The sequence below is a fragment of the Sivoneniella epilithica UHCC 1019 genome, assembly GCF_040830845.1.
In the GTDB taxonomy this organism is placed as follows: Bacteria; Cyanobacteriota; Cyanobacteriia; order Leptolyngbyales; family Leptolyngbyaceae; genus ULC077BIN1.
Genome location: NZ_JBFPDP010000014.1, coordinates 59,015 through 85,578, shown reverse-complemented (window position 1 = coordinate 85,578; position 26,564 = coordinate 59,015). Strand labels below are relative to the sequence as shown.

Annotated in this window: 21 protein-coding genes; 3 read left to right on the top strand and 18 right to left on the bottom strand. The window is 47.2% G+C overall.

Going from position 1 to position 26,564, the window contains the following annotated elements:
- Positions 1–91: 91 nt before the first annotated feature.
- Positions 92–1,057, top strand: coding sequence for a YihY/virulence factor BrkB family protein (locus AB3R30_RS11085; RefSeq protein ID WP_458649243.1), 966 nt, complete (start codon positions 92–94; stop codon positions 1,055–1,057).
- A 112-nt stretch (positions 1,058–1,169) separates the two neighbouring features.
- Here AB3R30_RS11085 and AB3R30_RS11080 read toward each other — a convergent pair whose 3' ends face one another.
- The 18 genes from AB3R30_RS11080 to AB3R30_RS10995 all read right to left on the bottom strand — a co-directional run bounded on the left by AB3R30_RS11080 (position 1,170) and on the right by AB3R30_RS10995 (position 23,623).
- On the bottom strand, positions 1,170–1,604 hold the full coding sequence (locus AB3R30_RS11080; protein WP_458649242.1) for a hypothetical protein: 435 nt from the start codon (positions 1,602–1,604) through the stop codon (positions 1,170–1,172).
- Positions 1,605–1,940: 336 nt separating this feature from the next.
- Positions 1,941–2,417: a hypothetical protein gene (locus AB3R30_RS11075; RefSeq protein ID WP_458649241.1), complete on the bottom strand. Its 477-nt coding sequence runs from the start codon at positions 2,415–2,417 to the stop codon at positions 1,941–1,943.
- Positions 2,418–2,548: 131 nt separating this feature from the next.
- Entirely contained in the window at positions 2,549–4,189 is a 1,641-nt protein-coding gene (locus AB3R30_RS11070; RefSeq protein ID WP_458649240.1) for an MFS transporter, read from the bottom strand.
- An 84-nt stretch (positions 4,190–4,273) separates the two neighbouring features.
- Complete coding sequence (locus tag AB3R30_RS11065; RefSeq protein WP_458649239.1) at positions 4,274–6,043, bottom strand: iron uptake porin; 1,770 nt, start codon at positions 6,041–6,043, stop codon at positions 4,274–4,276.
- Positions 6,044–6,068: 25 nt separating this feature from the next.
- Complete coding sequence (locus tag AB3R30_RS11060; protein ID WP_458649238.1) at positions 6,069–6,872, bottom strand: cyanophycinase; 804 nt, start codon at positions 6,870–6,872, stop codon at positions 6,069–6,071.
- Between the two features lie 198 nt (positions 6,873–7,070).
- Positions 7,071–7,445: an SHOCT domain-containing protein gene (locus tag AB3R30_RS11055; RefSeq protein ID WP_458649237.1), complete on the bottom strand. Its 375-nt coding sequence runs from the start codon at positions 7,443–7,445 to the stop codon at positions 7,071–7,073.
- A 57-nt stretch (positions 7,446–7,502) separates the two neighbouring features.
- A complete protein-coding gene (locus AB3R30_RS11050) occupies positions 7,503–7,928 on the bottom strand; it encodes a DUF6325 family protein (protein WP_458649236.1) in 426 nt (141 codons plus the stop codon).
- 304 nt (positions 7,929–8,232) lie between these two features.
- The gene (arcA, locus tag AB3R30_RS11045) at positions 8,233–9,498 is read right to left on the bottom strand and encodes an arginine deiminase (protein WP_458649235.1); all 1,266 of its coding nucleotides are present in this window, start codon (positions 9,496–9,498) and stop codon (positions 8,233–8,235) included.
- A gap of 210 nt (positions 9,499–9,708) precedes the next feature.
- A complete protein-coding gene (locus AB3R30_RS11040; RefSeq protein ID WP_458649234.1) occupies positions 9,709–11,169 on the bottom strand; it encodes a basic amino acid/polyamine antiporter in 1,461 nt (486 codons plus the stop codon).
- A 139-nt stretch (positions 11,170–11,308) separates the two neighbouring features.
- Entirely contained in the window at positions 11,309–11,767 is a 459-nt protein-coding gene (locus AB3R30_RS11035; protein WP_458649233.1) for a hypothetical protein, read from the bottom strand.
- 3 nt (positions 11,768–11,770) lie between these two features.
- Positions 11,771–12,265 (bottom strand): DUF1269 domain-containing protein, encoded by a 495-nt coding sequence (locus AB3R30_RS11030; protein WP_458649232.1) that lies wholly within the window; start codon positions 12,263–12,265, stop codon positions 11,771–11,773.
- Positions 12,266–12,347: 82 nt separating this feature from the next.
- The gene (locus tag AB3R30_RS11025) at positions 12,348–12,734 is read right to left on the bottom strand and encodes a response regulator (protein WP_458649231.1); all 387 of its coding nucleotides are present in this window, start codon (positions 12,732–12,734) and stop codon (positions 12,348–12,350) included.
- A 34-nt stretch (positions 12,735–12,768) separates the two neighbouring features.
- A complete protein-coding gene (locus tag AB3R30_RS11020) occupies positions 12,769–12,984 on the bottom strand; it encodes a hypothetical protein (RefSeq protein WP_458649230.1) in 216 nt (71 codons plus the stop codon).
- Between the two features lie 79 nt (positions 12,985–13,063).
- The gene (locus tag AB3R30_RS11015; RefSeq protein WP_458649229.1) at positions 13,064–13,438 is read right to left on the bottom strand and encodes a response regulator; all 375 of its coding nucleotides are present in this window, start codon (positions 13,436–13,438) and stop codon (positions 13,064–13,066) included.
- Between the two features lie 95 nt (positions 13,439–13,533).
- Complete coding sequence (locus AB3R30_RS11010; RefSeq protein WP_458649228.1) at positions 13,534–18,348, bottom strand: PAS domain S-box protein; 4,815 nt, start codon at positions 18,346–18,348, stop codon at positions 13,534–13,536.
- 123 nt (positions 18,349–18,471) lie between these two features.
- Positions 18,472–19,605, bottom strand: a complete 1,134-nt coding sequence (locus AB3R30_RS11005; RefSeq protein WP_458649227.1) for a response regulator — start codon at positions 19,603–19,605, stop codon at positions 18,472–18,474.
- Positions 19,606–19,829: 224 nt separating this feature from the next.
- Positions 19,830–22,673, bottom strand: coding sequence for a cyclic nucleotide-binding domain-containing protein (locus AB3R30_RS11000; RefSeq protein WP_458649226.1), 2,844 nt, complete (start codon positions 22,671–22,673; stop codon positions 19,830–19,832).
- 242 nt (positions 22,674–22,915) lie between these two features.
- Entirely contained in the window at positions 22,916–23,623 is a 708-nt protein-coding gene (locus tag AB3R30_RS10995; RefSeq protein WP_458649225.1) for a carbonic anhydrase, read from the bottom strand.
- Between the two features lie 364 nt (positions 23,624–23,987).
- Here AB3R30_RS10995 and AB3R30_RS10990 point away from each other — a divergent pair, with 364 nt between their 5' ends.
- Both AB3R30_RS10990 and AB3R30_RS10985 read left to right on the top strand, forming a co-directional pair.
- Positions 23,988–25,415, top strand: a complete 1,428-nt coding sequence (locus AB3R30_RS10990) for a flavin monoamine oxidase family protein (RefSeq protein WP_458649224.1) — start codon at positions 23,988–23,990, stop codon at positions 25,413–25,415.
- Between the two features lie 49 nt (positions 25,416–25,464).
- A complete protein-coding gene (locus AB3R30_RS10985; RefSeq protein ID WP_458649223.1) occupies positions 25,465–26,394 on the top strand; it encodes a YihY/virulence factor BrkB family protein in 930 nt (309 codons plus the stop codon).
- Positions 26,395–26,564: the final 170 nt, after the last annotated feature.

Below are 26,564 nucleotides of genomic sequence, written 5' to 3'. Positions count from 1 at the left end.
CTCGGCGGATCAGCAAAAATTCGTTTTCTTGAGTGACATAATGACTTCAAGTTTGCTGCTATAACGTTGCTTTAAAGCGGAAATCAGTTCTATGATTCGCCATATTCGAGCCATTCCAGGATACATTCGGTCTACCATCCTGCCCTCCAAACCCGCTCAACTCCTGCTCAAGACAGGATTAAAGTGGGATCAAGATAACTGCCCCGGCATGGCAGCATCCCTCTCCTATTTTGCTTTGTTTTCCCTGTTTCCTCTGCTGCTAGTCATCTTAAGCGTAATGGGTTCGCTGCTCGGACCTAATACTGAAGCAGTCCAATCGATTCAAAATGCGATCGTGCGATATTTGCCTCCAGAAGTCCACGATTTAATTAAAGGAACCATCGTTTCCCTGAATGAAAATAGCGTTGGAGCCGGACTCATTGGTTTTGTCTTACTTCTGTGGGCAGCGAGTGCAGTTTTTGGAATTCTGAGAAGTTCGGTGAACAGAATTTGGCGATCGCCCAGTCGAGTTTCCGATGCCGGATCACCGCTGAAGATGGCACTTTTCTTTGTTGCTAATAAACTTTTTTCATTTCTATTAGTGTTGGCAACAGCCCTATTATTGCTCGCCTCACTAGTCTCAAATATTGCGATTAAAACCATCCTCGAATTGATTGCAAATTTTCAAGATAGATTCACTTTGTTCCAGGTGAATGAACTGCAATTGGCGAAAGGATTGCAACTTGGCTCATCGGTTTTAATTTTGGCGATCGCCACCTGTATTTTACTCAAAATTTTGCCATCTGTTTATGTAGGGTGGGGAGATGTATGGTTAAGCGCTTTACTCATTACTTTTTTACTGGTGGGATTGCAGCAACTCGTTAGCAATAGCGTCATTACAATCGGTAGCCATTTCCTATCCTATGGCGTAATCGGCAGCGTCATGATTCTCATGCTATGGATTTTTCTAACCTGTCAAATCTTTCTCTTCGGCTGTGTTTTATCCTATGTTTATGCCCATCTTCTGGGCAGTCGTCGGAATCGACCCATGAATAGTTTAGATAACTCTTCTGAATGACTTTAGAAGTTTATTTTTAAGTTTACTGACTGTTCAATCAAAGATTAGTTATTGTTTTTTAGAGCTTTATCTGAATGACTTAAGATAATTTAGGTGCTACTTTTCACCTCAACTATTGGCACCTTAAGCTTGATTTAACTTGAACTAATGCTGATTCTGTTGTAGTTAAGTTTTCGGAAATTACAGCGCGTGCCTGAGCCATTGTCGATTTATCAGGAAGATCTTTTACTTTTTTATCTAAGTCTTCGTAGGCTTTTTCTAAATTTTTATAGGCTTTTTCTAAATCAGCGTCTTTTGCTTCTTGCGCGTCGTCTTTTGCAGTATTCCTAAACTCTCTGTAAGCTTGACTCACTCGTTCTTCCGCCTGCCTCAAAGCGTCTACTGGAGACGTGGAAATACTGGCTATTTGATTGAGAGCCGCGATCGCCCGGTTTAATGTTGCCAAATTGCTACAAAGTTCAGCTTGTTTTCCCCTGACAGTCCCAATCACGCAGCCTGTCGCTAAAACTAGTGGTAGTAAAGCAAGACCAAAATCAAACCGCTTCATGCCTCGTTCCTCGGTAATAAGTAGCCATAATTAAATGTACCCCTAGAGTTTCCCTCCTCAAAAAAGACTCTAGGAGATCAGTAGTAAATTTTCTAGGTTTAGCTTCAGGTTTTACTGGTGAGTCACCGTAATGATGGTTACCCCTAACCTGCTTACCGTTAAGCTTGAGATCCGTCTACTGCTACAACTTCATTTCTAGCTAATATAGTCATTTGCTGAAGCGCAGCAGTATCGGGAATGCTTTTAATCGCACTTTCCAAACTATCCTATGCCTTCTCTGGCTCATCAACTTTTGCATCCTTTCCTGTTCAGACTGCAAGTTGAACCCATTCAAGCTTATTGTTTGGTGCAACCTGAAACGCCCACCCGGTAGGTAGCGCCTTGCCGTCCACTAATGTTCGTATTGATTTGAATCGGTTGGCGCGAAGCAGATGGAGGCTCACCGATAATTTGAAACGGAACTCCCCCAACCAATCGGGCACCATCTCGCCTAAAAACCTGTCGGGCGGTATTATCGGCAAACCTAAAGTTGATGATGATGTTGTAATTTTCGGGTGTTTCTGAGGTGATCGTGGCAATGTATCGAGTGAAACGGGTGCCAGGAGGAACAACAAAATCGGTGTCCCAGTTGTTTCTAACGCCTGGAGTGACTCCTGTAGAAGAAACCGACTTCCTTACTTCATACCCTGAACCACTAAGCGGTCGGAATGCCTGACACGTTTCGGCAGCATTAACTACTGATTGAGTATTTAATGGAATGCTAGCCCCTAGCAATGTCATAAAAACTCGCACAACAATGCGGTTAGAAATCATAAAATACCTCGGTTTGTAAAGTAAAAGTGAGTAGTCAAATTTTGACGAATAATGGTAGTAGGTTACAGCAAATAGTGAATAAAAACACATTAATTTTCTATCAAGAATATAGAGTTTATTTAGTTACCTTTCTAAGAAGAGCGGCAGGAAGGATATTTAGGTAAGCCTGTAGTCAATATAAAGCAAACTATTGTGAGCATAAGTGCAATTAATAGCGAATTTCTGATTCCTAACGTTGCGGCATTAAGATTAATTGATTGTAGAGATGGATAAACAGAGGGCGGCACTTTGTTTGCAAGTACTGTTCCAATTTCTGCTTGAGAAAACGTTTGCAGAGTCTCTTGCAACTTGGAAATGACTTCAAGACGTTGAACCGTTGATAAGGTTTTACCTAGCTTTTGCAAAACGCGATCGACAATGCTTTGAGAGGTAAAAAATATCAGTGCCGTACCCAGGATTCCTCGCCCTAAAGAACTCCCCAAATTTTGAATTGGATTATAAATTCCAGGGCATTGTGGTTTGTCTACGACGGAAGCTGATGAGAACGTGAGGACACTAATATAGGATAGAAATAACCCTGAACCTATGCCCATGATGATTAACCCCGGCATTAGTTCAAGTGGGCTGATTTGGGGATGCAGGCTACTGTAAAGAACCCCAATGCCAACCGCTAGCAAGGCAATACCGCTACAAACGATATATTTGGGTGCGATTCGGCTGCCCAGACTGAGATATTTCACCACAGCAACCAGTACGATTGGCATGGTCAAGTTGTAGGGCATAATTGCTAGCGCAGTTCTGAAAGGGTTGAGCGACAAGGCTAGGGGCACAAACTGAAAGAGGTTGAACTGCACACCGGTTACGATCAGCGTGTGAACCATGGCGGCAAACATCCCAAATACAAATCCTCGCCGACGCAGTAACCCAACTCGAAATAAAGAAGCCCCAACTCGCTGTGCCTGCCGTCTTTGCCAGAAGCCAAAGAATCCTAAAAGAATTACGCCTACCGCAACTAGTGTGGGCACGATCGAGATTGCAAACGGCGGGATGATCATGTTTCCGATCGCAAACTCACGTTTTGGTGCCCACCAGCCAAATTCTCCGGCTAAGCCGATGCCGACAAAAATAGAACTGAGTCCCAAAAATGAGAGTAATCCTCCGAACCAATCAATGGGTTGGGGACTGGGAATGATCTGGTTTGGCAGCGATCGCTGGAGTCGAAAGATGAAAATCAACACGCTGACTGAGGGTGCAAATGCCCAACGCCAGCCCAAATGGTAGGCAATAAATCCGCCCAGGATTCCCCCAGATAAGCTCCCTAGCACTGATGCCAAAACCAGCACTAAGGTGGTTTGCTCTTCCGCTTCGCCACCATACATCGACTCTGCGATCGCCCATGGAGTACTAATCAGCGGTGTGGCAGCAAGCCCAGTCAACAGTGAAAAACTGATGGCGAGAATACCAATTGTGGGGCTGAGGGAGGTGAGCGCAATCCCGATGCCATACAGAATCAAGCCGATGCCAAATACGCGAGTCCGTCCATAAAAGCCACATAGGTTTTCTGTGGTGGGTGCAAAAGATGCAGTGGTTAGGGAAAACACGACTAGGATGCCCTGAATGGAACCCACGCTGGCATTAAGGTCACGTGCTAGGGGAGACATAATGGCAGGCATGACGCTGACATTGTAGGCAACCATGAACAGGGTCAGTGTGATTGCCCAAAAAGCTTTATGCCTAAATTTTGATGTGAGTGTCTCCTTTAAGGTTGCCATTGATATCTATAACTTGGATATCCATAAATAAATTGCAGTCTCTTATTGGGTAGCAATCCCTAGCCATCAGAAGAGAGTTTTGAGTTAAAAGCTAAAGCTCGTGCGAACAACTCCTACGAAAGCATCAGGATTACGTCGATCGTGATTAGGCGCGGTTAGCCAGAAGAGTCCTGGCGTGATAGCAATAGTATCATTCAGCCGAACGGTGTAGAAGGCTTCAATGTGAAAGCCCGTATCGCGATCGCTGCGACGACCATCGGGCAACCCGATCGCGGCTGCCACGCGGCTGTTACTAGTGCCCGTCACTTGCGGCTGCATCCCAAACACAATGCCGCCTAAATTTCCGGCTTTCAACAAATCTGGAAACGCCAGCATTACGGCATAATTGAGTACATCTACATCTCCCTTGCGTCCTGTGGCACTTCCGGAGGTCTGCACACCCAACACTCGTGCTTTGGAATATCCCACCCAGCCGCCCATCTGGAACCTGTTGCTGAGGTTGTAATTCAGGGATGCCCCATATTTATTGGAAGAGACGCGATCGTCTTCAGCAATGCCAAAGCTGCCGCCCGTACTCACTTTTGCGGCGTTGCTTCCGGCGAAAGTATCAATTCCAAATTGGGGAGCATAAGTGTTGAGATAAACCAAGCCGATAGTCAGCTTACTGAAATAAAATGTTGCTTGCCCAAAAGCAGAATACCCTCCACTAAAAATTCCAGAAGAGGGCAGAGGAATATTGGGTCCACCCGTGCCGTTGACATTTTGCCCTGCATACCCGCCCGACAGCGTTAGCCAGTCTGAAATTTGATAGGCAAATCCGGCTCCAGCAAGATTGCCATTGGGGTAATAGACGGGATTTGAGTTAGAGAAGTTAGAAATCGACGTGGTTGCCCAGTCGCTAAAGGGGACGATTGGATCAGCCCCTAAGCCCGTTGGATCAGTGGCTCCAGCCGCAATAAAAACAGTCAGCTTTTTACTCATTGGAAATCGATAGCTGAGCGTGTTAATGCCAATGGAGGAGTCGTTTGCCCCTTCGGAACCAGGAGAAGGCAAAATGCGGGTTTCGTCCGAAAAGGCATTAGGAAAGGCAGACGCAAATCGCTGAGGCGCGCCAAACCCCCCTGTGGTGTTATTGATGTTGGGGTTACCTGCGTTGAACAACCGCATATTTGCCGCTTGTAGTCGAATTCGGAGGCGATCGCGTCCAGAGAAGCTCGCGTCAAAATCAAGCCGCACTCGATAGTTCAGAGTGGGTTCGTTGAAATCGCTGGCTGCTTTCCCAAAAGCATCTCCCACATAGGCAAGCACTTCGCCACCCAACTTGGCAGTAGTGGAAAACTGCTGTTTCTCTAAGGTGGTAGTACGAACTTCTAAGCCATCTACCCGACCCCGGAAGCCTGACAGTTCCGCCGCAAACTCTTCTTGCAATCGCCCGACGATTTCTAAGTCTTCTTTTTTGCCAAAATCAGCAGTGGCAACAGCGATTAACTCTTGAATTTTGTCGAGGCAGGCATTGAGTCCGGCGGCAAATTCATAGCGAGTGAGGGCGCGGTTGCCGCGAAAGGTTTTATCTGGATAACCCACAATACATCCATAGCGCTCGACTAGGGATTGCAGCGCCTGAAACGCCCAATCCGTGGGGTTAACATCAGTTAGTTGGGAAACAGAGGTAACCTGTTCCCCTGCTTCGACTGCACTAGCGGCAATGCCCCCTGTTGATGTTGAGGCGATATCTTCCATTGTCCAGGCAGCAGTTGTCCATAACAAACTACCGCTGAATACCGCGATCGCACTGATCGATCTGCGCCACTGATCGATTAACCGCCCCATTTTTCTACTCGCCAATCGCGCCATAACACCCCTCACATCCTTGCATCTCTTACAGCAGCGGTTGATGCGTTTTGAGATTGAACCGATAGCCGTGGGGCAAAATGTGTAACTTCACGTCACAAAGGGCGATCGCTTCATCTTTGAGCAATCCATCCAGGTTGTTGTAGGTTGCATTTGATTCATCTACTACTGTGATGGCTCCGCTGCCAACCACCTGAAACTCGTCGCCATTAACAATAATGGCGGTATCTTCATCAATGCCTAAGCCCAGCACCGCAGGTTTTAGCACCAATGCCGCCAAGAGACGACCGAGGCGACCCCGTTGAGCAAAGTGCTGATCTACAACAATGCCGGGTAAAAAGCCCATTCCAGGACCCATTTCAACCGCGTCAACACTAGGATTTGAGACTGAAGCCCCACCGACAATCATTTCATCAGGCATCATCGCCGCACCTGCGCTAGTGCCACCAATCACGGCTCCTTTTTCGTGCCGCTTGTGAATGGCTTTATCTAATGATGTTCCTTTAATGAAATCGACAATTTTTGATTGATCTCCACCCGTGAAGAAAATGCCTGTAGCATGTTCAATCGCATGAATCGCATCTGGCTCTTCAGAGTCGGCGCGGCATTCCGTATGAACCACTTCCACGGATTCTGCCCCTAATCGATCAAAAATATGGGTATATTCTTCCCCAACTTCTTTCGGAAAACCAGTGGCAGCAGTCATGACCGCAATATGGGCTTTCACACCGCCTGCTGCCCGAATAAACTCCCGCAAGACTATACAATCCCCTTCTCGATCTTCTGCGCCGCCAATGATAACTAAAGCGCCTCGCTTACTCTCAGTAGTCATCGTGATTACTCCTAATTGAATGTAGTTACTGTTGCAAGCTGAGATCGCAGCTTGGGTAGTATAGATTTCTGACACGAATGTCACCGATTAACCCGTAGGGAGCATTCAATTGAACGGCTCTTAGGATTTGGCACATAATCCAATGAGCAGATCATGCCCCTACCATTTCAGATGTTTCTCGGCAACCTCACTGCACCGTCAACCCAGTAGCTTGGCTTTCGCAAGCTGAAACTCTTCCTCTGTTAATGCACCTGCATCTTTAAGCTGCGACAGTTGCGTTAGTTGTGACAACAGATCCGGTTGGGCAGCGGGTGCTGCTACGGGTGGCGGTGCTTGAACTTGCGTAGCTTGCACATTGGCAAGTTGAGCTTTTAGCTGCTCCATTTCAGCTTGAGCCTGCATTGCGGCTGCCTGTTCTTGCTGCGCCTGCATTGCTTTCTGATTCATTGCGCCGCTGGTTGCATTACTTGCCGCTGTTGCAGTGCTACTGATCACGGCTGTTCTTGCCACCGTATTCAACAAACCTGGACCGCCGCGCCCCCCTCGACCGCCCCGCCCTCTTCTTCCTACCATTTGAGCCTCCTTGGAGAAAATATCCAAATAAATGGGTATGCCGTTGAACTCGCAGACTTACGGGGTTGCCTGAGCCGCGATCGCCTCTTCGATCGCGCTGTTGGGAACTCGTTCGCTGAGCAAAAGTTGACCCTCCGCCTTCAAAACAGCATCCCGGAAAGCCGTTGCCCAAATGTTTTCAAACAGCATTAGGGCGGCAAACGAATTATTATCCAATGATTGCGCGATCGCTTGAACATCGACTTCAGCGATTAGCCCAGAAATATCGGCAATCACCGGATCAAGCAGGCTATGATCCACATCCTCCATGTCATCAATTTCGGTCATCGTCACTTCACCGCTGGCACTCTTGCGAATAAAGAGGATGTCGATAATGCGAATTGTTTGATTCTCAACAAGCGCTTTCAATGCCGCTGCAATTTCATCTTTGATGGAGTGGCTCGGAAACTTGATGCACAGCATCTCAACTGGACCTAAGGACATGATTTACTCTCCTGAGCTTAAGCTGCGATCGATGAATAGCAGTGAGATATAAGGCGTTGCTGAATGCAAGTATGATTTCTGATTGTAGGGGTAGGTCTTGTGCCTACCCTGCCGAGGATAGAGGGCAACCACAAGGGATTGCCCCTACAAATTTTATCCCCCAATTCAGCAATGCCAGATATAAATATGAGATTATTCTATACCCATCTGAAGACCCTCACCCTAGCCCTCTCCCAAAGGAGAGGGAACAAAACTGGCTGGCTCCCCTCTCCCATCGGGAGAGGGGTTGGAGGTGAGGGCGAAACTAAAAATCAACAGCATCCCTAGTAATCGGGCAAGTCATGCAGTGTCCGCCACCCCGTCCGCGACCCAGTTCAGCCCCAACAATCGTGATCACTTCCACGCCTTCTTTCCGAAGCGCCGTATTCGTTAAAGTATTGCGATCGTAGGCGAAGACCACACCGGGCGACAGCGCCACCATGTTGTTGCCGCTATCCCACTGTTGCCGTTCCATTGCATAAAGATTGCCAGCCGTCTCGACTACCCGCAGTTTTTTGAAATTTAAAGCGGATGCTACGACATCGGTGAAGGGTGCAGTCTCTTTGGTCAACTCGTAGCCGGGTGCTTTGTCACTAGGACGCAAAGAGAATGTCACCACTTGATCCATGATTTGAGGAAACAGAGTGACAACATCGCGATCGCAGAAGGTAAAGACCGTATCCAAGTGCATTGCCGACCGAAGTTTTGGCATTCCTGCAACAATCACCCGCTCTGCGCCCCCTTTGGCAAATAGGGCTACTGCCAGTTGTGTAATTGCCTGACGCGAAGTGCGTTCACTCATGCCAATCAGCACCGTGCCGTTACCAATGGGCATAACGTCGCCGCCTTCAAGAGTGGCAGACCCAAAGTGTTGGGTTGGATCACCCCACCAAACCTTGACGTTTGCCTCTCCAAAGCTGGGATGAAATTTATAGATCGCCGTGGTTAGCAAAGTTTCTTCGTGACGAGCGGGCCAATATAACGGGTTCAGTGTCACGCCGCCATAGATCCAACAGGTCGTGTCGCGGGTATACAACGTGTTGGGCAAGGGAGGCAGCAGGTATCCAGTCATGCCAAACTCCTCACGGGATAACTTCAGTAGTTCGCTGCCATGTCCTTCAGGGATATCGTTAACCGAAAGCCCCCCAATCATAAACTCAGCCAGTTTCCGAGACGGCAAGCTTTCTAAAAAGCCTCGAATATCTTCCATTAGCCCGACCCCAACTTCATTCGGGGTAATTTGCTGATCGAGCAGCCATTTTTTAGCGTCCGGGTTATCTAGGGTTTCCGCTAGCAGATTATGCATTTCAACGACTTCGACCCCGCGATCGCGCATTTTGGTCATGAAATCAAAATGATCTCGCTTGGCATTATCCACCCACATCACATCATCAAACAGCAAATCATCGCAGTTTGAGGGGGTTAATCGGGCATGGGCTAGACCCGGCGCACACACCATCACTTTTCGCAGGGTGCCAACTTCCGAGTGAACACCATAGGGAATGGTAGGGGTATTGGTCATGTCAGTCATGGGTACTCCGTTGGTTAAGGCTATAGAAGTTTTGAGCTTTGAGTTTTGAATTTTGAGTTGTAATCAGATGACTGTAGGGGCTTAGCATTCGGCAGTCGGTCTCCGATGGAGTCGCAAGGTGATTGCCCGTAGCTCGCTTCCCGCAGGGTATGCCAAGCCCTTACTTACACAAGAGGTCACATCAACAGAAAATTTACAACAAGAAATTGATTAAATAACAATCCGACCCGTCGAAAGTGCAAAAAGGGCTGAAAGCGCCGCAATCACAGCGACAGAGAAAATAAATAATTCCCAGGGCTTGAATATTTTTCGGTTCTGCTCCTGACGAGCCATGAAAAACAAAATCGTTCCTGGCGTTAAGATTAGCGCCGACAACAGCAGTTTCTCTAAACCGCCTGCATAAAGCATCAAGATAGAATAAGCAGTGGCGATCGCACCAATCACCAAATCCCGATTACGGCTGCGAGAATCCTGCTCATAGGTTTCTCGTGTCAAAGCCAGTTTCAACGCAAACGCGGCAACCAGCAGATAGGGAATTAGAGCCAGAGAACTCGCTAACTCTAGGGCAAGGATAAATGCCTGTTGGCTAAACAGGGTTGCAATCAAAAATGCTTGAACGGTAAGATTGGTCATCCAGAGTGAGGTTGATGGCACCCCATTGCTGTTTTCCCGGTTCAAAAAGTTCGGCATCAGTTTACTTTTGGCAGCCATGAATGGTACTTCAGCAGCAAATAGAGTCCATGCTAAGAAGGCACCCAGTACCGAAATGAGCAGTCCAACACTGATAAAAATGTTGCCCCAGCGACCCACAATCGATTCAAATAAACCTGCCATTGACGGATTGCGGATTGCGCCTAGTTCTGCCCGTGGCACAATTCCGTAAGGCAAAACGGTCACTAGAATGAGCAGACACAGCACCCCTAGAAACCCCAACACTGTAGCTAAACCGACATCAGAGCGTTTCTCAGCAAAACGAGAGTAAACACTTGCGCCTTCAATGCCGATAAACACAAACACGGTGACCAGCATCGTGTTGCGAACTTGAGTAAAGAGGGACTCGGCATCATAGCCTTGACCACCCCAAAAATTTGCCGCAAAGATATCGGCTTTGAATGCAAATAGAAGAACAAAGATAAAAATTAGGATGGGTACAATCTTGGCGATCGTGACAATAGTGTTCAGCCCCGTTGCCTGCTTCACGCCTTGCAGAATCATAAAGTGAAAAATCCACAGAATGATGGAGGCGACAAAAACCGCCGGAACCGTGTTGCCATCCCCAAAGATGGGAAAAAATTCACCCAACGTCGATTTGATTAAGACAAAGTAAGAGGTATTTCCCACACAGCTACTCGCCCAGAAAGCCAGCGCTGCTAAGAACCCAATATAGTTGCCAAACCCCTTCTTGGCGTAGGCAAAAATGCCGGAATCGAGATCGGGCTTGCGTTGTGCCAGGGTTTGAAAAACAAATGCCAACATCAACATGCCGACCCCGGCAATGACCCAGGCAATTAGCCCACCGACGACTCCTGTTGCCCGACCAAACGCAGAGGGAATGGTGAAAATGCCTGCACCTACCATCGATCCGACGACGAGTGCAGTCAGTGCGCCAACGGACAGGGTCTCTTTAGTGGATGCTGTATCAGTTGATTCAGGCGATGTAGTGGATGACATAGGCTTTATGAAACAATAAGGTCAATATCTGAAGCCCTCGGATGGCACCGATGAGCTTCAGATCAATCATGAGCTTTAGATCAATCAGGTACAGCAGATCCACACAGTCGCAAACTAGTCGTAAACAGTCGCGATCGCCCTATTGGCAGGCTAAGACAAACACTTGATAAGCATTATTGCGATCGCCCGTAATGCGGGTGTTGATCTGGAAAGGCTGCTTAGCCGTTGGGGTTCGGAAAGGTTGATTGTAGAGGTAAAAACGCCTCGCTTGTTGAATCGTGCGCTCCACTGCTCTTGAAGTGGTGTTGTCGTTATATTTGAGATTCACCTCTACGCCGTAACGCGCATTATTTTCAGGAATGAGTTTGCCGATATAGCTGCTAAAGCTTGTGCCTGTTGGCACTACAAAATCAGTGTTGGCATTTGAGTTATTCGTCTGAATCACCTTACGGATCGCCGTTCTTCCGGTCGAAACTTCTCTCAGATAAACACAGCCTTTAGGGGCAGCAGGCAAGGTTTGTGCGTACGTGGGCTGAGGCAGCATCATTGCTGCTGTCGCCAGGTAAAGTACGGTTGTAGTCGTTAAAAGGGGCTTCATCAATTACACCTCTGAACCGAAGTCGTCGCGCAACTTTGCTTCTTGCTCAGCAGATAGATTGGATTGAATCAATTCGCCTTTTTCTGCGTCTTCAAATGCCGCTGACACTTTGTCTACTGTGACCTGTCCGGTCAGCAAAAATAGGGCGGATGTTCCCTCGGTTACTTTGGTTTGAACATCTTTGATGAACCCGTCATTAATGCCATAGTCGGTAAACTTGCCGGTAAGTGCACCCGTGGCAGCACCGATGAGAAGACCAAACAGCGGCACGAAAAAGATGAGACCAAACAACATGCCCCAAAATGCACCGCCGAGGGCACCCGCTCCAACCGTATTGAATGCCTGGTTGGTTTTAGGGCTTTTCCGTCCTGTAGGCCACGATACGATCGCAGCATCTAAAACTTGAACAATCTGCTGTTTTTGCAAATCCCCTAACTTCTTCAAAGCATTCTCTGCACCATCAACACTGGCAAATTTCCAAACAGTTAAAGTAGACATGGAGTTTCTCCTGGGTTGTTTTTTACTTGAAATTCTTTTCTATCTACCTATTCGGTTCCTGAGAACTTGATAGGCTAGTGATTCAGTCTCCATCATTCCATCCAAGCAAGCTGGAAACTTGAGTAGATATAGTCGAAGGATTGAACGGTTTCGCGATCGCTCCGGCAAATCCCATTTGGTGAAGCTGCCTTAGTGTAAACCAATTGGCTCTAGCAGTAATCAACAAAATTGGAATCGATTGAGTGATTGAGTATTGCTTTAACTGTTCAAGAAATATCAAAGCATCCGTTTCAGACGTTGAAGTATCTAATAAAATCGCATTAGGACAGATCGTTGTACATAAATCCACTCCCTCTTGAATTGAGTTTGATAGGGTCACTCTCCAACCGCCAAACTCGATTAAACAGGTATGTAAAACCTCTCGAATACTGGCTTCGTGTTCAATCAACAGAATTGATTTAGTAGGCATGAGCAACACCCTTTTGCCAAAAAAGGGGCAATCCTTATTTCAGTGATTGATTGAGAAGTTGCTTAAGCTTTTCTTCAACCTGAGAATGCTGATCAAAATCCAATTGCAAATCTTCCAACACTTGTCTGGCAACCGCCACCATGACCTGTGCTGAAGGATAGTCATGCTCATGAAGCTTTTGCAAGGCTTCACTTAAAACATTGATTGCGATTTCAACGTAGTTAATTTTGGATGAGTCATTGTTAAACATGACAGAAACAAGTGAGAAGTTGTTGAACTCGTCCCTCACAGTAAACCAAGAAAATATGAAACTAATAGGAACGACAGGTTTATATCCAATCCAATATTTCTGCGACTTGGCTCCAAATAGTCAGCGGATTAAAAGGTTTGGTGATGATGCCTGCAACCTCTAGCCCTGAAAATTGCGATCGCTCGCTCGACAATACTTTCGCCGTTAACACAATCACTGGAATGGATCGAGTGCGAGGATCGCTCTGAAGCTGCTCACACATCTGAAATCCATTCATATCCGGCATGGACAGATCCAGCAGAATCGCATCTAAATTTTCAGTCTTGGCGATTTGTAACCCTTCCATACCCGATGCAGCGGCGATCGTCAGCCAACCCGCAAATTCTTCCAACGACACCCGCACCACATCCCGAATATCATTATCATCATCCACAATTAGAATTCGCTTAGTCATAGGTAAAAGGCGAGGGGTGAGGGAAGAGTTTTTAATTTTGAGTTTTTAGTTTTGAGTTGTTAAGAGGAATTTATTTGAAACTTGAAACTTGGAGCCTAAACAAGTAGGGGTAACGTGAAGTAAAAGGTGCTGCCTTTGCCGAGAGTGCTTTCTACCCAGATCTGTCCACCATGGTGCAGCACGATGTTTCTACAAATTGCCAACCCTAATCCAGTTCCTCCTTTCTCGCGAGAATCAGACACATCAACCTGTTGAAACTGCTCAAAAATGAGTTCAAGTTTGCCTGGTGGAATGCCGCGCCCTTGATCGGTGATGGAGAAAAGGATGGAGGAGGGAGGGGAGTTTTGAGTTTTGAGTTTTGAGTTTTGAGTTTTGAGTTCGGAGTTCGGAATTACTTCTGACTTCTGCCGTTCTATTTCTGCCTGTTCCCTGTTCCCTGTTCCCTCTTCCCTCTCCCTTAATTCAGCTTTGAGCCAAACTGTATCGCCGGAATCTGAAAACTTGATGGCGTTGCTGAGAAGGTTGGTAAGAGCTTGAATGATGGCATCGGGGGCTACCCATAGGGTCGCAGAGAGGGAAGTGACGACAAGGGTGATGGCAGACTGATCGGCGATCGCCTGGACACTGTCTACTGCTTGTTGCATCAAATCAGCAACCTGACAGTGTTCCATGACCAGTTGAACTTTGCCAGACTCTAATCGTTCTAAATCGAGAATATCGTTGACCAGGCGCACTAGGCGATCGCTGTTGTTGAGCGCAATTTTTAGCATGTGCTGAGCTTTTTCGGGGCGGTCGTGGAAAATACCGGATTCTAAAATGCCGAGCGCCCCCCGAATTGAGGTTAAGGGAGTGCGGAGTTCGTGACTAACCACGGAAACAAATTCGTCTTTCATTTGTTCCACTTTGAGGCGATCGCGAATGTCTTGAATGTGTCCGACACAGTAGAGCGCCTGACCATTGCGATCGCGGATGGCGGCAGTACTCATCAACACGGGAACGGCTGCGCCTAGCTTAGTCACATAGCGTTTTTCCATTTGAAAAGAGCGAGTCTCACCCGCTAGCATCCGATGAAGACCTGCAACATCTTCCGTTAGATCATCCGGATGGGTAATATCCTGAAAAGTTAGATTGAATAGCTCCTCTTCGGTGTAGCCAACAAGATTGCAATAGTATTCATTCACTTTCAAAAAGTGCCCAGTTAGTGAAATAAGCGACATGCCAATGGGAGCATCATCAAACGCTCTCCGGAACCGCTCTTCACTATCTCGGAGGGCTGCTTCAGTCTGGTTGCGATCGCTAATATCTACAAACCCGCCAATCGAGCCTCTCACCTTACCTTGTTCATCTCGCAATGGAGAAGCATAAGAAAGCAGTTGGATCACAGCACCATCAGGATGCACAATCTCAACCACTTCATCTCTGACCTCGATATTGTGAGCAGATGCATACTGCATAGGCAACTCTTCCACAGAGAGTTCTTGCCCATCTCGATAGACTCGATAAGCCGGACGCTCGGCAACAGGGGCACCTGGAGAAGCATTGGCATCCAGCGGCACCCGCAGGATTTGAGATAAGCAGGGATTGATCCGAGCGACTCGGCACTCCGGATCTTCTCCAATCGCCACCCCAATCGGCAGCACCTCAAACAGAGTTTGGAGTTCGTTAAGACGGTTTGTGAGTTGTTGATTAAGCTGCTGAATTTCGGCTTCGGCTTGCCTGTGATCGGTAATATCGCGCCCCACCGCTTGGAATTCAATAAAGTGCCCCTGCTCGAAAATTGCCCGGTTGTTCCACTGGGTCCACCGCACCTCTCCATGAGAGAACACCCGGTTTTCAGTCGTTACCGTTGGGTTATCCTGGCTCATGGAGTTGATCAGTTGAGCTACCTTTTCCCGATCTTCTTCAAAAATAATCGGCTCATAGCGGCTGCCAATCACGTTTTCTGGATTGAGTCCAAAATATCGACAAAACGCTTCATTGGCAAACGTGAGGGTGCCATTCGGTTGATATCGGCAGATCAGTTCTATTTGATCCTCGACAATGGCACGATAGCGAGCTTCACTCAATTTCAGCGATTCTTCTAGCTGTTTGCGATCGGTAATATCATCTGCTAGCCCCACCATGCGTAAAGGGTTTCTGTCCTCGTCGTACACCACTAAAGATTCTGATTTAATCCAGCGAACATCACCATTCGCGCACGTGATGCGGTATTCCAAACGCACCTGGATACCAGAGAGTAACTGATTGAACCCCCACAAAACATAGTCTAAATCTTCAGGATGAATCTGATTAAGCCAGGATTTTGGATCTTGATAGAGGCTTTCGCAGGAGTAACCCCACAGCCTTTCATAGGACGGACTGATGTAGAGATACTGTCCTGTGGTAAGCGATACCACATAGGACACCTGATTGAGGGTTTGAGTAATCTCCTGGAACCGAGCTTTGCTTTCTTCCAGCGCTATTTCAGCCTGTTTGCGATCGCTGATATCACGTCCAACGGATTGGAATTCAATCAAACGCCCCTGCTGGTCAAAGACGGCTCGGTTATTCCACTGAGTCCAGCGAACCTCTCCTTGGGCAATCACCCGATTTTCGATCATCCCTGTTGGGTTTTCCTGACTCATGGAATTGACCAGTTGAGTGATTCTGTCTCGGTCTGCTTCAAACACAACGGGCTGATAACTGCTGCCAATTGCTGTCTCCGGGTCTAGCCCAAAATATCGACAGTAGGCTGTATTCACAAAGGTGAGGGTGCCATCTAGTTGATATCGGCAGATCAGTTCAGTTTGATCATCAACAATGCCACGATAGCGAGCTTCGCTGATTTGCAACGCTGCTTCAAACTGGTGACGTTGGGTTAAATCTCGAACCACAACCAGCACCTCATCTGTGTTGAGCGGCACGACCCTGGCTTCTTGCCAAAGGTGCTGTTCTTGTACCCAGAGTGGAAATTCATACACCTGAATTTCTCCGGTTTGCAATGCGGCGGTTGCGGCGGCTAAACGCTGTCGGGCTGCTTCTGGCGGCAAAATATTCCCAATATTTTCCCCTACCTTTAAATTCGGAAACGCGATCGGAAAATCAGCGGTAGGCTTGAAATCTAAGTAGGTGCCATCTCGATCCATCCGAATAATCAGATCGGGTAACGCATTGAAAATCGCTCGATTTAGGGCTTCGCTTTGTCTAAGTGCCTCTTCTGCGTGTTTGCGTTCGGCTTCTAGCTGCGCCCGATCGCTAATATCCCTGCCAATGCCCAGCACATAGGTTTCACCGCTAATATCAATGAGTTCAGCAGAGAGCAACAGTGTTTTTCTTTGTCCTGTTTGAGTGCAGCTTAGGACTTCTAAATTGTGAATAGAACCATTCTGCTGTAAGGTTTCAAGGAAATAGGCGCGCTTGTCCAGATCGACCCAAATTCCGAGATCCTGTATCCGTTGACCAATTAATTCTTCAGGCAAATAGCCCATTGAATTTAGAAAGTTGTCATTGGCTTCTACACACCGACCTTCTGCGAGGGTTGTCAGAGTAATCAGATCGGGGCTAGACCGAAAAATAATCGTAAATTTTTCTTCTGACTCTGCTAAAGCCGTTTTGATACGCTCAAAAGACTGTTGCAGTTGGTCTGCCATTTGGTTAAACGTCTGTGCCAAACTGTTTAGCTCAGAGATTGGGCTGTCGGTTGGCAAACGTTGATCGAGATTGCCTGCTGCTAGTTCGCGGCTCACCTGATTGAATTGGGCAAATCTGTCTATGATCCGGTTGGCGGCAAACAGTCCTAGGGCGATCGCTCCGCCGAGAGTCAACAAACATAGCAAAATTGTGGTGCGAGTATTGTCCTGAATGGCTGCCATGAAATGGGACTTGGGAATCACCGTCACAATGTGCCAACTCAGCCCAAAGTCATCTTGAAAGGGCGTAATTTTTACGTCTTGTAGTTCATCCTTATAGCGAAATTCTAGATATTGAGGTTGATTTAGAGCTAATGTGCCTGGGCGATTCGTGAAACGATCCCTACGGGAATCGCGCAAGTATTCACCCAGCGATCGCGTCAAACCATCTTGACTTTGATCCATGTTGAGTTGCTTAAACTGTCTCCGAGAGCCTGCGCCAGCGATGACTTGATAAGGTTGTTCTCCAGTTGAGGTGGCAATCATGGCACCGCTTTGATCCGTGATCAGGACTCGACCAAAGCGACTAATATCTAAGCGATGTAGAAACTCACTCAAATAATTTAGGCGAATATGGACGGCAAAAACTCCCAGTAGGCGCTTTGTAGCACGATCATAAACAGGCTGAGAAGTATCTAAGGTCAGTTCTTGAGCAGCCCCATACTGAGAAATCGGATTCCAGCCTAGTTTGCCCGTTTTAACGGCTCGTTGATACCATGGGCGATCACGGCGAACATCCAAGCCATTGTCAATATGGATGAGTTTTCCCCGTTTACCTTGGCTATCTAGTTGGTAGATGCGGATTTGGTCTGGGCGCAGTGAATCGGCAACGCCCAAATGCAAACCTGGAAACCGTTCCACAACTCTAAACGTGCCTTGAGGACTGGCAAATAAGATCGCTGATACTTGATCAAATTGCTGCGATCGATTGAACAATGCAGCTTCCAAGGCTGGAATATTCGGAAGATCAATCTGCTCTTGATTAACAGCGTCTACGTTCAAACGATTAATCAAGATCGGCGTTTGTAGATAGGTCTTGAGTTCTTGCGTGACTCGCTCATTGGTTTCGATGACTAAGCGATGCCCTAGATCCGCCACAGCCTCTCGACCACTGCGGTAGGACAAGTATCCTACCAGCGCCACTGCTCCCACGGTTTGCAACACAAACGGAACGACCAATACGCCACGCAAAGGGACATTGGTGATCAGATTGCGGATGGTTTTCGGCAGGGCGATCGCCATAAAAAACGCTTAGCGCTAAGAAGATTACTCATTTATATCAGAAGGTTTCGGGGTTCAGAGCAGGCTTCAGGTTCCGGTTGCCAGGGTTTAGATTCTAATTCCCTATTCCCTATTCCCTATTCCCTATTCCCGAACCCCTGCTCCCTGTTCCCTACCCAATCGTGGTTTAACCAGTGTTTGCTTTAACTCCTCTAGCAAGTGAGTAAATTGATTCACTAATCGCGGTTCTTGGCTCAAATCTTTTTCCAGCAAACGTTCCATGGTTTGGGCAATCGCGGATGCTTTGATATAGCCAAAGGTGCCTAAACCGCCTGCCAGTTTGTGGAGATCTGCGTGTGCGGACTGCTGTTGCTGCATACTGATAGTGCCTGATTGCAGCGATCGCGCTAAAGCTTCTAGTAGGGCGATTCGTTGCTCTAGCGATAGCTGAAATTGCTCTGTAATCTGCTGAATGGCTGCGATTCCCCGCTGCGATCGCGTGTTCCAATCCTCGTCCCAATTTCCTGCCGGAACGGATGCCGCATCATTACCTTGACTCTCTTTCTCTCCGCCTCCCTTTGCCAGTGTTTTCTCTGGTGCGGGGGCTGCTTTTAGCCGATAGCCCAACCCATACACCGTTTCAATCATGTCAGTTTCAATCCCAACAAACTTCAACCGATGGCGCAAGTCTTTGATCAAATTGGTGACCGATCCTTCCACAGGCGTTTCTTCCATTGACCACAGATGATCAATGATAATACTGCGGCTAAAGATGCGCTGAGGATAGCGGAGAAAGAGTTCTAGTAGCGTGTATTCTTTGGGACGCAGGGCGATCGGCTGGTGATTGTAAGTCACTTGCGCCGAAGCAGGATCAAAACACAAGTTTCCCCACGTCAATATCGGAGATGATGAAACACTGACACCACGCCGCATCAGGGCGCGCACTCGCGCTAGCAACTGGGAAGCATCACACGACTTGGCGACGTAATCATCTGCGCCTGCATCTAGCCCAGCAATGATATCCTCGTTGGAGTCTTTCACCGTCAGCATTAAAACGGGGGTTTGGCAGCCCTGAGCGCGGAGGCGACGACACACTTCAACTCCATTTAACGTTGGCAGCAGCACATCTAAAAGGATCAGGTCATAATTCCATTGAGTTGCCAGATCAAGTCCTACCAAACCATCGGCGACTAAATCCACTGCATAATGATGGGCAGAAAGCGTTGCCACCAGAAAGGCGGTGGTATGTTGGTCGTCTTCTATCAACAGAATTTTCATGATGATTCATTTCATCCCTGTAAACCGTGCTGTGGGCGATCGCAGAGTCAATATGGGACTGTTTTTGCCAGCGTTTCAGCAGTTAAAGCGCATTGAAAGGCTCGCTACTTGATCCTCTAACCTTGGAAAATCCAAGTCAAACAATATCACTTTTCTTCACACCACAATAGGTATTTTTTATTAAAAATAAAAATTTTGTGAAAAGCTCTTCAAAGTGTTTTGACTCAGGTAAACTGCGTGGCTTGCCCCAATTTAACGAGCCGTTGGAGATGGCGACTTTCGAGTTCCAAAACCCGTCGGGCAAAATCAGAGTCTTTGTTGAGCAGATCATCAAAGGCATCGACTGCAATGGCTAGAATTCGAGTCTTGTCGCTGGCTGCAAGGATGGTATTTTCTGATTTGCTGTGCGCCAAAACCTCTAGCTCATCCAATATTTGCCCAGGCTGAAGCCGCTCAATTTGCACTCTATCTCCAAGCTGGTAGTGGATGGTGGCATCGCCTTCAATCAGCAGCAACAATTCTCGGCAGGTATCGCCTGCTTCAGTGATGGCTTCCTTGGGTGTATACGTTCTCACCTCAGCGCGATTAGCTAAGGCAACTAAGGTTTCAGACTGCACCCGATGGAAGAAATCGCTGTTGAATAGATAGACCACTTTTTCGAGCATGGGAAATGCTGCCAAAGATGGATAGGGTGCTGGCAACGATAAGAGAAGTTCAGCGGTTTCTCGCAGAAGTGGGGAACTTGTCTTATTGCCGCGATCGCGACTAAACGCTTTGCCGCATTCTGGATCAAGGTGGGCAATGATGTAAAGGCTAGCCGTTTGAATCAGGGGATTTTGATCGTCGAGCAATGCTTCCAGATAGGGCAAAACCTCTGCTGGCAGTGAATCCAATGAACATTCAGTTGCCTGTTCGCCGGGTTGGGTTAGGTTGAATAAAATAGTGGGATGCAGGCGGTTTTTGAAGGAAGTGGGGTCGTCAACCTGCCCAGCTTCCAATAATTCTACTAACACCAATGATGAAAGTTTCTTTAACGAGTGGGCTAGTTTGACCGCCATTTCGTCGTTTTGCAAAGGAACCAGTTGTTCGAGCAGCGATCGCACAATCAATTCTTTTTTATGATAAATGCTTTCCTGCAACAGCGTTAGCACTGGCTGATAGGGTCGCAATATTGGTTGATTTAAGGCACGATGAGCCGCAATCAAATGTGGTAATTGTGCTAATAAAAATTCAATTCGTCGTGCAGTTCCCACTTCGGAAGACAATCCACTTAAAATCCATTCTTCATCCGCAGAGGTAATGGAATATTGCTGCCGTAGCGATCGCATTTGACTTGAATTTTGCTCAACGAGTTGGTTAAATGCGGCATTGCTAGCTTGTTGATTTTGCAACAGCATTAACCGTTCTAAAGATTTTTGGTAACCATTCAGCCGCACCTGATTTTCCAAGCTTCGTTGGCGGGTTGGGTCGAGTAATTCTGGATCTTCAACGCCCAATTCTTCCAATACTTCGCGATGTTCATCGTCAGGAATATCCAACTCTTGACGCATTTGCTGCAACACTTCGAGGCTGCTGGAATAGTTCACATAGCCTTCTTCTAAGGCTTCACGCACCACGCCTTTATAGACTTCGTGTCGTGTCTCACGGGTAAAGCCCGGAAGCACTTTTGCTAATACATACACTTCGTTGGCGTGGAGATCATTTAAAGAACGACCGTCTAAAAACTGGGAAACATCTAGCTGCAATTTCTCCAACTGTTTACGGAATCGGCTTGCCAAATTCTCACGCGAATACAGATCTGGACTTCTTCGCCAGCTTTGCTGGAGCCACAGGGTACTTAAAAACACAATGCCAACATCAAAGCCAAACTGCACCCACAAGGGCGTTAATTGGAGCAGAGGACGACCTGCAAAGAAGAAGAAAAAGTTGAAAATTCCAAAGGTGCAAATCGCAAAAATCCGATGGCGAATGATGTCGGAACTCAAACTGGGATGATGCCGCTGACTATGAGATTTTGCGCGCTTTTCGATCCATTGCCCAACACAATAGGCGATCGCGGTAAACCCACCCAACACCAATGGCACAGCAAATAATTTGGGGATATTAATCACCTGCCCAAATACATATAGTCCAGGATTCATTAAGGCTGCAAGCTGGTTGGGATCACGATTCCAGACTCCAGAAAAGTAATAATTCCAGTTACCAGCATATAGATAGTAATAAACAAAATAGCCAATCACTAACCCGACATAACCATATCGAATCAGTGATTCTTCAGGTCGGTTCAATTCATCCCAATAGGTTCTCTCCGAGTCGATATCAAAACAAGGACTTTGACACGCCACACACGCGCTTTTTTCGGTGCCATCTGGCTCAACAGTGCGGCACATCGATTGCGTAATTCGTTGATCGCTCATGTGTGCCTTGCTGCCCAGCAAGCCCCGTGGTTCACTAAAAATGGTTTGCACGGGTGCCATGGGGCAGAAATATTGGCACCAAGATTTACCGCCATAAAAGTAGCCAACCGCGATCGCAGCCGCGATGGTGAACAGTAGCCAACTGCCTAACACCAGGCGATCGGCATTGAAAAATAAAATTCGTCCGCATAAACCTATAAATAAATAGCCAAACTGCACATAAGAATAATTTCTACCCAGCCACGAATCCGATTTAACTTTTGCCAACTCGTAACGCACGGTTCCAGTTTTCTGATTTTCTCGTTTAAACTGTCGCTGCCAGCCGAAAGCGCGAGGAATTTGGGATAGAAACGATAAGGGGCAAATCCGCCGCCAAAGTTCATGCCCAAACACGAGCAAAATCAAAATTCCAGACGGCACGATCGCGCCCCAAAACACGGTAGCGCCCAAGGGTTGAGGGGTTTCAACCACACATTGCCCCTGCACTGGCACACACTCGCCCGTTAGCCGAAATGGACTCCAGGGATGATCCGGCTCAGTGAGTGCGGCGGTCCACGGATCGTAGAACAGGGAGGCGATTACCAGCAGCCACCCAATTGTTAATATCCAGCGAACCCAATGCATCCGTCGCTCAGGCAGTTGTGCAAACATAAATCAATTTTTCTTTTGGATACCGATCTTCATTATCTTAAAGGTTCTAATCCAAAATTCTGTAGGTCAGCATCGTTTTTCTATCATTACGATTAATGTGTTCGCTGAAATATCAGGCGGTACTTTTCAATCTATTGAATAGTAAGATCGCGCTCCTTAATTGATGAGATCGCGAGTCTTTCTGATGTTTAAACTAGTTGAGAGCGAGGCGCGATCGCTAGTGCTGACCAATCCGTTACATCTCAACTAATGAGATTCACTTTGCCTGTGTCCAAATCATAATAGCCACCAACGAGCTTCAACTTATTTTCTTGAACCAGCTTGGAGATTACAGAAGAAACTTTCAATCGTCTCATCTGCAACATCACATTAGACTTAATAGCATTTTCCAGGCGATCGCCGGGTTTCCCTTGCGAATCATCCACTGCGGGTTTAATGGCATGGACTAAGCTGCTAATTAAACCCGGAAACTCTCCTCCCTTGATGGCTGCATCGACCGCACCACATCGGGCATGTCCTAGCACTAACAGAACTTTTGCACCTAATACCAATGTTCCAAATTCATGACTAGCAATTTCCTCTGTCGTTGCAATGTTTCCAGCAACACGAACCACAAAAATATCACCCAATCCTTGATCAAAAATCACCTCTGTGGGAACTCGTGAATCTGCACAGCCGAGAATTGCAGCAAAGGGATGCTGACCTTTGGCAACTTCGGTCAATCTTGCCAGAGTTTGATGAGGATTCTGCTGTTTTTTTGCAACAAATCGATTGTTCCCCTCCACCAATTTTTGCAGCGCTTGATCTGGAGTTAAATCAGCTTTACTACCAGCAAGTTCAGCAGCCATGGCAGACTCATCAAGCGGCTGCGTGAGTGCTGGAATCGTTGCACCTGCTCCAACCCAACCCGCTAGAGTTCCGGCTCCAATGACTCCTGCACCACTTTTCAAAAGAGATCTACGTGAAACAGAGCTTTGTTTATGTTGCTTTGACATACGTTCCTTAGAAGTACTAAACAGCTTTCTTCTCCTAATAGAGAAACATAAAATCGGCTCAACTGTTCATATATTTTTGTATTTTTATGCCATGCATTGAGTAAGCTTTAAAGTTCAAATTAGGTTGATTTATCAGTTAGCAAAGAGCTTTTTTAATTTGCTTAAGTAAGTCAAATAAGCTACAAATTAAGATTTAAACTATTTAGCTTAAACACGCTAACTTGATTGAAAAACTTAAAAATGATTGATATTTGTTTGCTATATGAAAACTGCAAACTTGTGTCATAGATAGCCTAAAGTAAATTTTGGAGATCTAGTAATGTCGATACCAAATCTGACTATAGATGATTGTGATTATGATTGCATTGTAATTGGTGCTGGGCTTTCTGGACTGATTGCTGCTCGTAATTTATATCGAGCCGGACACAGTGTTTTGCTGATTGAGGCACGCGATCGCATTGGCGGTCGAATGCACAGTCAACAATTAGCATCCGGGCAATGGATTGATCGGGGTGGGCAGTGGGTCGGAACGACTCATCATCGCTTTCGGGCACTGCTTGACGAATATGGAGTGCGGCGGTTTGCCTCACCAACTCAGGGACGAACGGTGTTGATGTTCAACGGCGATCGCTATGAGTTTAACGGGTTTTTCCAGGGCTTTTATGAAGGGGAAAGACCCGGTGTTTCTGAAGCAGAGTGGCGTGATGCAACGGAAGCCTGGGATCGTTTTCAAGCACTGTCGGCAGCCCTGCCTGCGGGACATCCCCGGTCGAATGAGCCAAACAAACGGCTGGATAGTGATACGTTTGCCCGATGGATCGAGGAGAATACTCAGACGGAATTCGGTCACTGGTACTTCTCCTACATGGCTCGTGCCGTTGGCTTTTTGGGACCAGCGGAGCCAAATCAAGTATCGCTGCTACATGTCCTTTGGGGTCAAAACTGCGCGCCCCAATCTGAACATCCAGAGGCAGACCTGATTCATGGCGGAGCGGGGCAAATTCCAGAGAAGATTGCGGCTGAGTTGGGCGATCGCATTCGGCTCAATGAACCCGTCCTCTGCATTCATCAGCATGAGACAGGTGTTGCAGTTGAAACTGCCCATAATCGCTTTGCAGCCCAGTTTGCGATTGTAGCGATGCCGCCCCATCTTTCCGGCAAAATTCGCTATGATCCTCCCCTGCCACCGTTACGGCAACAACTAACCCAGCGAATGTCCATGGGATGCTGCGCGAAGGTAATGATTTCCTACCACACTCCATTCTGGCGTGAACAAGGGTTAGCTGGCATTGGAATTGGCAATGGTTCCTGGATCGAACTCTGCGCCGATAGTTCTGATCCAGAAAGTGGCACGGGGGTAATCGCCACGTTTGTTGTGGGCGATCGCTACAAGCGTTGGCAATCTCTCAGTGAACGCGATCGTCGAGCCGCAGTGCTGTCTGATCTCGCCATCTACTTTGGCGAAAAGGCACTCTCGCCAGTCGCCTACCACGAGGTTGATTGGACATCTGATCCTTGGACGGGCGGTGCCTATGCTGCCTTCATGCCGCCGGGAGTGTGGACAGGGTTCGGCGAGGCGTTAGCGGCTTCAGTCGATCGCATTCACTGGGCAGGCACAGAAATCGCCGAGCGCTGGTCTGGTTTCTTTGAGGGTGCCTTGTTGTCGGGTGAAGCGGCAGCTCAGGCAATTTTAGTAAATCTTCAATCCAACCATTTCAACAAGCGCGTTGTTCTCGATAACGACTGAAATTTTTAAGCTGATGTCAATAACCAGAAACCGATAGATTTTAGGTTTTATGATTCACTATATCCGGTCTACTATCCTGCCCTCAAAGCCCGCCCAACTGCTCATTCAAAGCGGGTCAAAGTGGAATCAAGATCATTGCCCTAACATCGCTGCCGCCCTCGCGTACTATGCCTTGTTCTCATTGTTTCCCTTATTGCTAGTCCTCTTAAGCATTATCGGTTTACTCGTTGAACCGAGTACAGAACTCTATCAATCGATTCTGGTAACAGTAGAGCGATATTTGCCTCCAGAGGTGCATGAGTTAGTTGAGGGAACCTTGATGAATCTTAGTGCCAGCAGTACTGGAGCCGGAATAATTGGTTTCAGCTTGCTCTTAGTCACGGCTAGCGTTTTCTTTACCAATCTCAGAAATGCAGTCAATCTCATTTGGCGATCGCCCAAGCGAACTACCGAAACTGGCTCAATTGGGCAGCGATTACTGTTCTCGATCGCTAATCAATTTTTTTCGGTTTTATTAGTGCTAGGCAATGCCCTATTATTGTTGATTTCATTATTCTCCAACATCTTTATCCACTTTATCCTGCAATTGATTACAGCCCTTCAAGGCACCTCTTTGATCCAAATTGACGAACTACACTTAACCAAACCCCTTCAGTTCAGTTCATCTTTTTTGATCTTGGCGATCGCTGGCTGTATTCTGTTTAAGATTTTGCCGTTGGTTTACGTCGGTTGGGGCGATGTCTGGCTGAGTGCTCTGGTGACGGCTTTGGTGCTGACGGGATTGCAATACTTGGTCAGTAATAGCGTGATTACGATCGGCAGCCGTTTTTTATCCTATGGCGCGATCGGGAGCGTGATGATTTTGATGGTGTGGATTTATCTAACGTGTCAAATCTTCCTCTTTGGCTGTGTATTGTCCTATGTTTATGCTCATCTTTTTGGCACTCGTCGAGGTAGAGCAATGGAAAAACTAGGCTAAATCTAGAAATACAAACCTTGGTGCTGCTGAATCTAGATATGAAATTCGTAGAGGCAACCACAAGGGATTGCCCTTCATATCCGTCAGGGTAGGCACAAGACCACCCCTACAGTCAAAAATCATACTTGCATTCAGCAACGCCCAAACCTCTTCATCCCTAGAACCCGACA

What these genes read in the sequence shown, in the direction of transcription:
- AB3R30_RS11050 (WP_458649236.1), bottom strand. Translation starts at nt 7,928, where the DNA reads ATGTCCTTAGGTCCAGTTGAGATGCTGTGCATCAAGTTTCCGAGCCAC.
- AB3R30_RS11040 (WP_458649234.1), bottom strand. Translation starts at nt 11,169, where the DNA reads ATGTCATCCACTACATCGCCTGAATCAACTGATACAGCATCCACTAAA.
- AB3R30_RS11015 (WP_458649229.1), bottom strand. Translation starts at nt 13,438, where the DNA reads ATGACTAAGCGAATTCTAATTGTGGATGATGATAATGATATTCGGGAT.
- arcA (WP_458649235.1), bottom strand. Translation starts at nt 9,498, where the DNA reads ATGACTGACATGACCAATACCCCTACCATTCCCTATGGTGTTCACTCG.
- AB3R30_RS11020 (WP_458649230.1), bottom strand. Translation starts at nt 12,984, where the DNA reads ATGTTTAACAATGACTCATCCAAAATTAACTACGTTGAAATCGCAATC.
- AB3R30_RS10990 (WP_458649224.1), top strand. Translation starts at nt 23,988, where the DNA reads ATGTCGATACCAAATCTGACTATAGATGATTGTGATTATGATTGCATT.
- AB3R30_RS11085 (WP_458649243.1), top strand. Translation starts at nt 92, where the DNA reads ATGATTCGCCATATTCGAGCCATTCCAGGATACATTCGGTCTACCATC.
- AB3R30_RS10985 (WP_458649223.1), top strand. Translation starts at nt 25,465, where the DNA reads ATGATTCACTATATCCGGTCTACTATCCTGCCCTCAAAGCCCGCCCAA.
- AB3R30_RS11080 (WP_458649242.1), bottom strand. Translation starts at nt 1,604, where the DNA reads ATGAAGCGGTTTGATTTTGGTCTTGCTTTACTACCACTAGTTTTAGCG.
- AB3R30_RS11005 (WP_458649227.1), bottom strand. Translation starts at nt 19,605, where the DNA reads ATGAAAATTCTGTTGATAGAAGACGACCAACATACCACCGCCTTTCTG.
- AB3R30_RS11035 (WP_458649233.1), bottom strand. Translation starts at nt 11,767, where the DNA reads ATGAAGCCCCTTTTAACGACTACAACCGTACTTTACCTGGCGACAGCA.
- AB3R30_RS11010 (WP_458649228.1), bottom strand. Translation starts at nt 18,348, where the DNA reads ATGGCGATCGCCCTGCCGAAAACCATCCGCAATCTGATCACCAATGTC.
- AB3R30_RS11000 (WP_458649226.1), bottom strand. Translation starts at nt 22,673, where the DNA reads ATGTTTGCACAACTGCCTGAGCGACGGATGCATTGGGTTCGCTGGATA.
- AB3R30_RS11030 (WP_458649232.1), bottom strand. Translation starts at nt 12,265, where the DNA reads ATGTCTACTTTAACTGTTTGGAAATTTGCCAGTGTTGATGGTGCAGAG.
- AB3R30_RS11075 (WP_458649241.1), bottom strand. Translation starts at nt 2,417, where the DNA reads ATGATTTCTAACCGCATTGTTGTGCGAGTTTTTATGACATTGCTAGGG.
- AB3R30_RS11060 (WP_458649238.1), bottom strand. Translation starts at nt 6,872, where the DNA reads ATGACTACTGAGAGTAAGCGAGGCGCTTTAGTTATCATTGGCGGCGCA.
- AB3R30_RS11065 (WP_458649239.1), bottom strand. Translation starts at nt 6,043, where the DNA reads ATGGCGCGATTGGCGAGTAGAAAAATGGGGCGGTTAATCGATCAGTGG.
- AB3R30_RS11070 (WP_458649240.1), bottom strand. Translation starts at nt 4,189, where the DNA reads ATGGCAACCTTAAAGGAGACACTCACATCAAAATTTAGGCATAAAGCT.
- AB3R30_RS11055 (WP_458649237.1), bottom strand. Translation starts at nt 7,445, where the DNA reads ATGGTAGGAAGAAGAGGGCGGGGCGGTCGAGGGGGGCGCGGCGGTCCA.
- AB3R30_RS11025 (WP_458649231.1), bottom strand. Translation starts at nt 12,734, where the DNA reads ATGCCTACTAAATCAATTCTGTTGATTGAACACGAAGCCAGTATTCGA.